The organism is Maribacter ulvicola (assembly GCF_900155985.1).
GTDB classification, from domain to species: Bacteria; Bacteroidota; Bacteroidia; order Flavobacteriales; family Flavobacteriaceae; genus Maribacter; species Maribacter ulvicola.
In genome coordinates, this window is sequence record NZ_FTMA01000009.1 from 78947 (window position 1) to 90921 (window position 11975).

Sequence of the window (11975 nt, forward strand, 5' to 3'; positions counted from 1 at the left end):
TTAGTTAAGGTAAATGCTTTGTACTTTTCTGATTTTATAAAGGAGTATTCTCTGCGAAAGTCTCAATATCTTTTTTGATGTTCAATAAGTAATCGATATCATCAAAACCGTTAAGCATATTGTTTTTCTTATAATCGTTAATGTCAAAAGATTCACTTTCACCTGTAGGCAATAATGTAATTTTTTGCTCTTGAAGATTAATTTCCAATTCAGTAGATGGGTCCGCTTCTACGGCATCAAATATTTTTTGTAGAAACTCAGCACTTACCTGTACCGGTAATACTCCAATATTTAAACAGTTACCTCTAAAGATATCTGCGAAGAAACTAGAAACTACACATCTAAATCCGTAATCATAAACTGCCCAAGCAGCATGCTCACGAGATGATCCTGAACCAAAGTTTTTACCACCTACTAAGATTTTTCCACTGAATTTATCTTGATTTAAAACAAAGTCTTCTTTTAAAGTATTGTCTTGATTGTAGCGCCAATCTCTAAATAGGTTGTCGCCAAAGCCTACACGCTCTGTAGCTTTTAAAAATCGTGCAGGTATTATTTGATCTGTATCTACGTTCTCTATTGGTAAAGGAACCGCAGTTGAAGTTAATATGTCGAATTTATCGTATGCCATTTTTCTATAGTTTTTCGTTGATAGTTGTTCGTTGTTGGTGAGTTCGCTTTTAATTGTAAAAATTTACAATCAACCAACAATCATTAATTAACAACCATTTCTTCCATTAATTCTCTTGGATCGGTTACTTTACCGGTAACGGCAGCTGCAGCAGCAACTAACGGACTGGCCAATAGCGTTCTTGATCCAGGTCCTTGTCTACCTTCAAAGTTTCTGTTAGAAGTACTTACGGCTAATTTACCTGCAGGAACCTTATCATCGTTCATTGCTAAACAAGCAGAACAACCAGGCTCACGAAGCTCAAAACCAGATTCGGTTAAAATATCAAGGATACCTTCTTCTTTAATAGCTGTTTCCACCTTGTGTGATCCAGGAACTAACCATGCCGTAACATTGTCAGCTTTTCTTCTTCCTTTTACGATAGAGGTAAAGGCTCTAAAATCTTCTATACGACCATTGGTACAGCTTCCAAGGAAAACAAAATCTATAGGTTTCCCCATCATACTATCACCTTCATTGAAATCCATATATTTCAATGATTTCTGGTACGTGGTAGCACCTCCCTGTACGGCATTTGCCATAGGAATATCGTTAGAGATTCCCATACCCATACCTGGGTTGGTACCATAGGTAATCATTGGTTCAATTAGTGAACCATCAAAAGTTAATTCTTTATCGAATATGGCATCTTCATCTGTGTATAAGGTTTCCCAATATGCCATTGCTTTATCCCAATCTGCACCTTTAGGAGTAAACTCGCGATCTTTTACATATTCAAATGTCTTTTCATCAGGAGCGATCATTCCACCACGGGCACCCATTTCTATACTTAGATTACAAACGGTCATACGACCTTCCATACTCATGTCCCTGAAAATATCACCAGCATATTCTACGAAATATCCAGTTGCACCAGAAGTCGTTAATTGAGAGATGATAAATAAGGCAACATCTTTAGGTGTAACCCCTTTGCTCATTTTACCATTTATATTAATACGCATTCTCTTAGGCTTAGGCTGCATAATACACTGTGTAGCCAAGACCATTTCAACTTCAGAAGTACCAATGCCAAAAGCGATTGCACCAAAAGCACCGTGAGTAGAAGTGTGTGAATCTCCACAAACAATAGTAGCACCTGGTTGGGTAATACCATATTCAGGACCTACAACGTGTACAATACCGTTTTTTGCATGACCTAATCCCCAATAAGAAATACCATATTCATTGGCATTTTCTTCTAACATTTTTAATTGGTTAGCAGAAAGTGGATCGGCAACCGGTAAATGTTGGTTAATAGTTGGTGTGTTGTGGTCAGCTGTTGCAAATGTTTTCTCAGGGTGCAAAACAGGAATATTTCTGTTCTTGATCCCTAGAAAAGCAACAGGACTTGTTACTTCATGAACCATATGTCTGTCAATGAACAGTACATCTGGACCATCTTGTATTTTATGTACTACGTGGGAATCCCACACTTTGTCAAATAATGTTTTTGTTGCGCTCATATTCTATATAATCTAAGTTCACAAATCTATTAAAAACAGGGGTTTCTTGGAAATTAACACAATTGAAAATTACGATGTTCAACGGGAAATGTGTTAAAAATAAAACTAACTAATATACGTCCAGATATTCTTGTGCTTAACTAATTGGGCATACATATGTCTAATAATTAGATTTTCTGGTTTGCTTAAAGATGGGTCTTCTTTTAGCAATTGTAATGCGTGGTATCGAGCAGATTTTAAAATGTCATTATCCTTTACAATATCGGCTATTTTAAGATTTAATAGTCCGCTTTGTTGCGTACCCATAATATCTCCGGGTCCACGCAGTTTTAAATCCACTTCGGCTATTTCAAAGCCGTCATTGGTAGCAACCATGGTTTCAAGTCTAGTTTTGGCTTCTGTAGATAATTTATGGCTTGTCATTAGGATACAAAAACTTTGATCTGCACCACGACCAACACGACCACGTAATTGGTGTAATTGAGATAGTCCAAAACGCTCCGCACTTTCAATAATCATTACCGATGCATTTGGTACGTTAACACCAACTTCAATTACGGTGGTGGCTACCATAATTTGAGTTTCGCCTTGTACAAAACGGTTCATTTCAAACTCCTTGTCCGCCGGTTTCATTTGTCCATGAACAATTGAAATCTGATATTTTGGCTGTGGAAAATCACGAGCTATACTTTCATAGCCATCCATTAAATCTTTATAATCCATTGCCTCAGATTCCTGAATTAATGGATAGACAACATATATCTGTCGTCCTTTATCAATCTCATCTCGTATAAAGCGAAAAACTTTTAATCGGTTAGCATCATATCTATGTACAGTTTTAATGGGCTTACGACCAGGTGGTAATTCGTCAATTACAGAGATATCCAGATCACCGTATAAACTCATGGCTAAAGTTCTAGGTATAGGTGTTGCCGTCATTACCAGTATGTGTGGTGGAAACTCGTTTTTATGCCACAATTTAGAACGCTGGGCTACACCAAAACGGTGCTGCTCATCAATAATTGCGATGCCTAAATTCTTGTATTTTACTTTATCTTCTAATAAGGCATGAGTACCTATTAAGATGTTTAGTTCTCCGTTTTCTAGTTGTTCATGAATAGGTTTGCGAGCCGATTTTTTGACGGAACCTGTTAATAGTGCGCAAGTAATCTCCGTTCCTTCCAGCAATTCAGAAATGCCTTGATAATGCTGATTGGCAAGAATTTCTGTGGGTGCCATTAAACACGCTTGAAATCCGTTATCTATTGCCAAAAGCATGGTCATTACCGCAACAATGGTTTTTCCCGAACCTACATCGCCCTGTAATAAACGGTTCATTTGGGCATTGCTTCCTAAATCTGATCGTATTTCTTTAATAACCCGTTTCTGTGCTCCGGTAAGCTCAAATGGTAATTTGTTGTTGTAAAAATCCTTGAAATATTCCCCGACCTCGCTAAATGGGAAACCCTTTATCTTTTTCTTTCGAGAAACGTTTTTGCCAATAAGTTGTAATTGAATATAAAAAAGTTCCTCAAACTTTAACCGCCATTGCGCTTTTGCCAATAATTCTTGACTTTTAGGAAAGTGAATATTGAACATGGCTTCGCTCTTGTTTATGAGCTTAAGATCATGCAGTAATTTATCCGAAAGACTTTCTGTAAATTTTCCGTTAATCTCAATAAAGAGCTGCTGCATCAATTTACTGATGACCTTATTGGTAATACCCTTATTACTTAACTTTTCAGTGGATGGATATACAGGTTGCATGTACATCTTTGTGCCTTGTTCATGGGCTTTTAAAGGCTCCATATCTGGGTGGGGCATTGAAAAAGTGCCATTGTACCAATTGCATTTTCCAAAAATGACATAGGGTACATTTAGTTTTAAATTTTCCCGTAACCACTTCTGACCACGAAACCAAACCAATTCTATTTCACCGGTATCATCTTTAAAACGGGCAACTAAACGCGATCCCTTTTTTTGTTCTACTGTTTTTAAGTGAACTACTTTACCAATTATCTGAACGTCCGCACTGCTACGTTGTAATTGACTTATTTTATAATATTGGGTTTTGTCAATGTATCTATTGGGGAAAAGATTCAGCAAATCTTGATAGGTATGCACCCCTAATTCTGATTTTAAGGTTTCGGCCCTGTTGGGGCCAACACCTTTTAAATACACAACGGGAGTTTGCAAGAAATTTGCGTTCATGGCACTAAAATAGGGATAAGCCCCTTAATCCCCAAAGAGGAAAATGTCATTACTGCTCTTGCAAATAATTTTCTATTGGTAACTTGCAAAATAAGTGTTGTTTAGCATTATATTCAATTTAGGCTATGGTTAGGGTAGTGCTCTCCAAAATATTAAATTTGCTCTCTTACCTGTTTATATTTTCTATGAAGAAATTAATTGTCACCCTATTTTTATTCTTATCCATCTGCACTTTTGGACAACATCAAGATAAAGTAGATTTTATTAAAGCAAAGATTTACTTAGGTCCTTTACCAAAAGAGAAAAAAATTAAAGGCGGAGTGGTCTATCGTTTTAATGTGTTACAAAATGTTGATTCCGTATTTTTTGATGCAAAGCATATGGATTTTTCAAAAGTAGAACTTGATGGGGAAAAAATAGATTTTACTGTCACGGAAAAGACAATTTCTATTAAACATAAGTTCAAAGAGGGTGAATCACATAAACTGATTATTGAGTATATAGCCAAGCCTAAACAAACGGTCTATTTCATAGGTTGGGATAATAATGTAGAAGACAATGAACAAACCTTGCCTGCCGGCAGGCAGGTCTGGACGCAAGGTCAAGGGAAGTATACCAGTCATTGGGTTCCTAGTTTTGATGACATGCAAGAAAAGGTAGAATTTGATCTTACAATAGAAGTCGATAAAAAATATCACGTAATTGCAAATGGAAATCTGCTTTTAAAAATTGAAAAGGAAGAGGAAGAAGATGCTATTTGGTTATTTGATATGAAAGAACCAATGAGTAGCTATTTATTGGCATTTGCTATAGGTAATTATGATAAACAGGTTTTAAAATCTGAAAGCGGCGTAACGATTGAAAATTACTATTACCCAAACGATAGCCTAAAAGTGGAGCCTACATACAGATATACTAAAAAAATATTTGATTTTTTAGAAAGTGAAATAGGTGTGGCGTATCCATGGCAGAATTATAAACAGGTTCCTGTGCATGATTTTTTATATGCAGGTATGGAAAATACAAGCGCTACTTTTTTTTCTGACGCTTATGTAATTGATTCTACTTCATTTATAGATAGAAATTATGTGAATGTTAATGCGCATGAATTGGCACATCAATGGTTTGGTAATTTGGTGACGGAAAAGAATAGTGAACACCATTGGTTACATGAGGGTTTTGCTACGTATTATGCATATTTGGCAGAAAAAGAAGTTTTTGGTGATGATTATTTTTATTGGAAGTTATTTGAAACTGCCAAGACACTGCATGAGATATCTGAAAAAGGGGAGGGGGAGAGCTTATTGAACCCTAACGCTAGTAGTCTTACTTTTTATGAAAAAGGTGCTTGGGCTTTAGTTATTTTAAAGGATAAAATAGGTGAGGAAAAATTTAAGACCGGAATTCAAAAATATTTGAATACTTATCAGTTCCAAAATGTAACTGTTGGCGATTTTATCAATGTGATGGAGGAGGTTAGCAATAATGATTTAAATGAATTTAAAGCAATTTGGTTAGATGGAGCTGTCTTCCCGATGGATGCTGCGAAGGCTTATTTAATAAAAAATAGTACTTCACATAAAATGTATTATGCTTTAAAAAATGACGATTCTAAAACCTTTACAACAACGGATATCTTAAAGAACCCAGAACTGTCAAGTGAATTAAGGTTAGAATTGCTTCAGCAAAAAGGTGATTTTTCTGAATTAGAACTTTCTTCATTAATTGCAGATGATGATATAAGAATAAGGCAATTGGCAGCTAAAAAAGTAGGAGAGATTCCTAATAGTTTAAGAACGTCTATAAAACCTTTATTATTAGGGGATAGTTACATGACTACAGAACTAATGCTTTACAAACTATGGTCTAGTTTTGGTTTTGATAAAAACCTGTTTTTAGAAAAAACCAAGGATATTATTGGATTACCCAATAAGAATGTTCGTTTGCTTTGGCTGACATTGGCAATGTTTACTCCTGATTATAATCCTACAGAAAGTGTTTATTATCATCGTGAACTTGTTGGTTATACAAGTGCTATGTACAACCCAGAAGTAAGACAAACGGCTTTTCAGTATTTGTTTGAGATTCAAGCTTTAAATGCTGATGCCTACGCTAATTTGATAAAGGCTACCAACCATCACTCATGGCAGTTTAGGAATTATGCAAGGCAACTTTTTGATACCTTGTGGAATAATGAAAATCAGAAAAAAGAAATTGAAAAGGTAGCAAATCAACTAAATTCATCAGATTTGCGTTATCTTAAAACGAAATTAAATTCATAATGAAAGCATTAGTTATTTCTGGTGGTGGTAGTAAAGGAGCCTTTGCAGGTGGCGTTGCACAATACCTTATACAAGAAGAAGGAAGAAAGTATGATATTTTTGTAGGTACTTCTACCGGTAGTCTTCTGATTTCTCATCTCGCTTTGGGGAAATTGGATAAAATCAAGGAAATTTACTCTAATGTCAATCAGAAAAGTATTTTCAATAACTGTCCGTTTTTAGTCAAAAATATTCGTGGTAATGAAGAAATTTCAATAAACCATTGGAATGTTTTAAAAAACTTTATGGTCGGTAAAAAGACCTTTGGTGAAAGCGAAAATTTACGCAAACTAATTGAAAACAGTTTAACCATTGAGGAATTTGAAACTCTTAAAAATGGTGACTCAGATGTTGTTATTACCGTTTCTAATTTATCCCTAAATCAGGTAGAGTATAAATCTATAAAAGATTGTACCTACGAAGATTATTGTGATTGGGTTTGGATTTCAGCAAATTACACACCATTTATGAGCTTGGTGCGTAAAAATTATTGTGAATATGCCGATGGTGGCTTAGGTAGCATTGTACCAATAGAAGAGGCCATAAAAAGAGGGGCAACAGAAGTTGATGTTGTTGTTTTACATACCGAAGTAAATTATATGAATAGGGTGGCATCACGTAATCCCTTCGAGCTGATTACCACTATGATGAGTTTTATTTTGGATAGAATTGAGAACCAAAACATCAGAATCGGAAAATTGGTTGCCAATCAAAAAAATGCAATCATCAACTTATTTTATACGCCTACAATTTTAACTACTAATTCATTAATTTTCGATAAGGCAAAAATGACATTGTGGTGGAAGAGAGGTTACCTATATGCCAAGAATAAGAACGAAGAAACAAATCCTATTGAACCTAACGAGCATGAGTAAAGCATTTTGTTCTGTTCCATTAGGGATGATATAAAATAAAAAATGCTTTCCATCTGGAAAGCATTTTTATACTTCTTCTTCAGGCTAATTTAATCACTTACCATAAATCACCAATCTCTTTTTTTACAAAAGATAGGGCAGTGGCAGATGGTGAAGTTTTCTCCATAGTTTCATTTAAGATATCTTCTCTTAATTTATCTGCAGTGTCCGTATTACTTAACGCTGCTTTCCTGATCATTTGGATTGTGGCACTTTTTGCGGCTTTAATAATATTCCAACATTCATCGGTCATGTAAATTTGCTGCGATAAATTATGATCAAACTCAGTTTCAATACTTTTGATCAATAAATTTTCATATGCATTTTTGTCGTCACTCTGTGGAGCTACACGTACTACCAAGCTAGGTATTGCAATGCGTTCTAAGAATAAAGCCATTCTTTCATAAGCTTGTAAACGAACCGGTAATGTGTCTTTTTGGGAATCTTTATGTAATAAAAAACGTCTTCTTCCTTCTTCATTATTGGTATGCATTCTAAAAAAATAGAAAGCTATGGCACCTGTAACTACTGAAGGTATTAAATACGCGAAAAGTTGAAAAATTTGGTCGGAGTTCATTTTTAAATTAGTTATTATTTACGAAACAAGAACGTCCAAATTTTTCAATTAGTATAGTGTATCATCGATGAAATACAAGTAATTTAATTTTTGGCATCGCCCTTTGCCATATCATAAAATGCTTTATAATCTGGTTGAAACTTTATCTGTAATGATTCACGTAAGCCGCCATCTTGACCTATAGCAATAATGCGCTCTCCGTTAACTCCAAAATCTTTGATTAAAATACTGGCAATTGCAGCAGCTTGTTGCAGGGCAATATTCATTTCACCTGTGATGTTTAAACTAGCAACGGTAATAACACTTGTAGGGTTGGCATTGGCGACTTTGGCCACATTTTCAATCCATGATCTAGATGCGCTAGAAGGCTCAACGCCAACACCATTGGTAAAGAAAAAATCTAGCTTTTCTGAAATTACAACCGTACCATCTGTTACACCAACTTTGGCATTTTCACCTAATACCTGTTTAGAATTGGTCAATATTGCAACGGCAGTAGAATCATTACTTGCAACGGCATTAGTAACGCCTTTTAGCTGTTTTTCTTTTCGTTCCAAAGCAGCCATTGTCTTGTTGATGTTCTTTGAATTTTGACTTGATAATGCGGCAAAACTATTTAAGTTTTTCAATAACGTGGCATTGGCATCTTGCAGTTCTGTAACTTGAGATTTATATTGTTCTGAACGTTGGTTCGCCAATTTTTCGTTTCGTTGAGATGTGTTTACCATTCTTGAAATGGAATCAAGCTTGTATTTTAAATCTTGATTCTGCTCGATCAATTCACTTTTTTTCTGGGCTTGGATTGTACTAAATCCTAAAAGGAATAATGCTGAACATAAAAAAAATCGTTTCATTGGAATATGCTTAAATAGGTTAAATTAATTTCTGCCGCCAAGATACGAACAGTCTTTTAATTCTTGAACTCCTGTGAACGGTACTTTTGCTTTATTATATCCATAAGTGGAAGCTAAACTTTTATTTAAGTCATTATCATCAACATTTACCTGAACATCGTCCATAGTAAATTGACTTGGGTGTTCATAACCGGCAGCATGAGTGATTTCTAAAAATTCTTTTCTGAATGTATTAAAGTATTGTGCCAAACGATCAGATTTTAAAGGAATATCAATACCCTTTTGCAACCATTTATTTTGCGTGGCAATACCTGTAGGACACGTATTGTTATGGCATGCTTGTGCTTGTATGCAACCAATACTCATCATAGCTTCACGGGCAACGTTTATACAATCTACCCCCATGGCGAAAGCCATGGCGGCTTTCGCAGGAAAACCTAATTTACCCGATCCTATAAAAACAATACGGTCAGTTAGATTTCTATTTAAGAACACTCTATATAGGCTGGAGAATCCGTAGACCCATGGCAAAGAAACGTGATCGGCAAATGATGGGGGAGCGGCACCTGTACCACCTTCACCACCATCTACGGTAATAAAATCTGGACCTCTTCCTGTTTCAAGCATTAAATCTGCCAATTCTTCCCATTGGTCTAATTTACCTATGGCTCCTTTAATGCCTACCGGTAAGCCTGTTTCTTCAGCAATATGCTCAATAAACGAAAGTAGTTCTTCTACATTTGAAAATGCTTTATGGGTTGCTGGTGATAATACATCTTTACCTATTTCTACACCTCTAATTTCGGCAAGCTCTGGAGTGATTTTTGCTCCTGGTAATACGCCTCCTTTTCCTGGTTTTGCTCCTTGGGACAATTTAATTTCTATGGCTTTTATGGAAGGATTGTCCGTTACTAGCTTCTTCATTTTTTCCATAGAAAAATTGCCGTCTGCCGTCCGTACACCAAAATAACCGGTACCAAAATGAAAGACGATGTCCCCACCGTGTTTATGGTAAGGAGAGAGTCCGCCTTCACCTGTATTATGGTAAGCTCCCGCTTTTTTTACACCTTTGTTCATGGCTTCCACAGCAGCTGCGGATAACGAGCCAAAACTCATGGCCGATACGTTCACAATGCTACTAGGTCTAAAAGGCTTTCTACGATTGTTATGCTGTCCCATTACCTTTGCACAAGGTAGAAAGTTGGGTGCTGCAATATTGGGGTGTCCTTCTGGAACCACATACCCCATCATTCTATTTTTTATGAAAATATGTTGATGCGCATACAAATCTCGGTCTGTGCCAAAACCTTCATAATTATTTTCCTTTTTAGCAGAAGCATAGATCCAGCCTCTTTCTATCCTATTAAAAGGTAGCTCTTCTCTATTATTGGCAACAAAATATTGACGCATTTCCGGACCTATACTTTCTAGCCAATAACGCAAATGGCCAACAACAGGGAAGTTATGCTTAATAGTATGTCGCTTCTGAATAAAAATATCATAGATAGCAACTATGAAAAGAAACAAAAAAATCCAAGTCCACCATGGTAGACTTGGAATGGTATTGAAAAAATCGTTCATTAAAATTATCCTTTTGGTTTAATATCTAAAAGTGGCGTTTTATCGCTGTTCAAATAATCGATACTCATTTCCGTTAGTGCCCTAACCCCTAAAAGTAGGTCACTATCATCAATTAAAAAATCTGGTGTGTGATGTGGAAATGATGCTGTATTCCCAGGAGTCATTCCTCCTAAGAAAAAGAAGAATCCTGGAGCTTTTCTCTGAAAATAGGAGAAATCTTCTGCTCCGGTTACCGCTTTTTGTGTTTGTACATTTGCTTCACCAGCAACTCTTTTTATGGTAGGCAGCATCTGCTCTACTAATTCTGGATTGTTGTATGTTATATCTGTAGCATCTTTGATAACGCACGTAGCTTCACCGCCATATGCCTTGGCAATATCGCGAACCATTTCTATCATTCGTTTATTGAGTTTATCTTTCATGTCATAATCCAAAGTCCTAATTGTACCGATCATCTCGGCTGATTCTGGTATAATATTAAACCGGACGCCACTTTTGATTTTACCAACAGTAATTACCGCTGCTTCATTGGTAAGATTAGTTTCTCTACTGATAATTGTTTGTAGACCGTCTATAATTTTAGCGCTGATGAGAATTGGATCTACACCGGACCATGGTTGAGAACCATGAGATTGTTTTCCTTTAACATTGATGGTAAATTCTTGTGCTGCTGCCATAGTTCCGCCAGATTTGTAACGTATGGTTCCCACGGGAGTTTGAGAATTAATGTGAAGCCCAAAAATTGCATCTACTTTAGGGTTATCCATAACTCCTTCTTTTACCATTAAAAGAGCACCGCCTTCTTCTCCTGGTGGTGGCCCTTCTTCTGCGGGTTGAAAGATAAACTTTACAGTTCCCTTAATCTTATCTTTATTTTTGGACATTACTTCTGCAACGCCCATTAAAATGGCAGTATGCGTATCATGACCACAAGCGTGCATTACACCAACCTTTTCTCCCATGAACTCTGAAGTGACATTAGATTTGTAAGGTAAGTCGTTTCTTTCTGTTACAGGTAGTGCATCTATATCTGCTCTAAGTGCTACCACTTTACCTGGTTTATCACCTTTTAAAAGCCCAACAACACCGGTATGTGCAACACCGGTCTGTACTTCAATACCTAATGACTTTAAGTGCTTTGCTATTTTTTCCGCTGTTTTAAACTCACGGTTTCCCAACTCTGGATTCTGATGAATTTCTCTTCTCCAATCAACTACCTTACTTTCAATAGCTTTGTAGTCTTTTTCAAGATTTGGTCCTTGTGCCTGAACGGAAAATCCGAAAAGAACAAGGGTTAAAAAGCCTATTTTTCTCATAATCAGCGTTTAATGTTAGTTCATTCTAAGTGTTTTTGTTGATCATTAAGAATAAAATGTATCAACAG

General features: G+C 36.1%; 9 protein-coding genes. 2 read left to right on the forward strand and 7 right to left on the reverse strand.

Annotation, left to right across the window (positions count from 1 at the left end):
- Positions 1-34 precede the first annotated feature (34 nt).
- From leuD to recG, 3 genes are all read right to left on the reverse strand, one after another.
- A complete protein-coding gene (leuD, locus tag BW936_RS17335) occupies positions 35-631 on the reverse strand; it encodes a 3-isopropylmalate dehydratase small subunit (protein ID WP_076550716.1) in 597 nt (198 codons plus the stop codon).
- Between the two features lie 83 nt (positions 632-714).
- Positions 715-2133, reverse strand: coding sequence for a 3-isopropylmalate dehydratase large subunit (gene leuC, locus BW936_RS17340; RefSeq protein ID WP_076550718.1), 1419 nt, complete (start codon positions 2131-2133; stop codon positions 715-717).
- A 105-nt stretch (positions 2134-2238) separates the two neighbouring features.
- Positions 2239-4344, reverse strand: a complete 2106-nt coding sequence (gene recG / locus BW936_RS17345) for an ATP-dependent DNA helicase RecG (RefSeq protein WP_076550720.1) — start codon at positions 4342-4344, stop codon at positions 2239-2241.
- Positions 4345-4529: 185 nt separating this feature from the next.
- Here recG and BW936_RS17350 point away from each other — a divergent pair, with 185 nt between their 5' ends.
- Positions 4530-6626 carry a M1 family metallopeptidase gene (locus BW936_RS17350; protein WP_076550722.1) on the forward strand — a complete coding sequence of 699 codons (2097 nt, stop codon included), beginning with the start codon at positions 4530-4532 and terminating at the stop codon, positions 6624-6626.
- Positions 6626-7540 (forward strand): patatin-like phospholipase family protein, encoded by a 915-nt coding sequence (locus tag BW936_RS17355; RefSeq protein ID WP_076550724.1) that lies wholly within the window; start codon positions 6626-6628, stop codon positions 7538-7540. The genes BW936_RS17350 and BW936_RS17355 overlap by 1 nt, the downstream gene beginning before the upstream one ends.
- A gap of 97 nt (positions 7541-7637) precedes the next feature.
- On the opposite strand, the gene BW936_RS17360 is transcribed toward BW936_RS17355, so the two are convergent.
- The 4 genes from BW936_RS17360 to BW936_RS17375 form a co-directional block, all read right to left on the reverse strand.
- The gene (locus BW936_RS17360; RefSeq protein ID WP_076550726.1) at positions 7638-8156 is read right to left on the reverse strand and encodes a DUF7935 family protein; all 519 of its coding nucleotides are present in this window, start codon (positions 8154-8156) and stop codon (positions 7638-7640) included.
- Positions 8157-8239: 83 nt separating this feature from the next.
- On the reverse strand, positions 8240-9010 hold the full coding sequence (locus BW936_RS17365; protein WP_076550728.1) for a hypothetical protein: 771 nt from the start codon (positions 9008-9010) through the stop codon (positions 8240-8242).
- 24 nt (positions 9011-9034) lie between these two features.
- On the reverse strand, positions 9035-10591 hold the full coding sequence (locus BW936_RS17370; RefSeq protein ID WP_076550730.1) for an FMN-binding glutamate synthase family protein: 1557 nt from the start codon (positions 10589-10591) through the stop codon (positions 9035-9037).
- A 5-nt stretch (positions 10592-10596) separates the two neighbouring features.
- Entirely contained in the window at positions 10597-11907 is a 1311-nt protein-coding gene (locus tag BW936_RS17375; protein ID WP_076550732.1) for an amidohydrolase, read from the reverse strand.
- Positions 11908-11975: the final 68 nt, after the last annotated feature.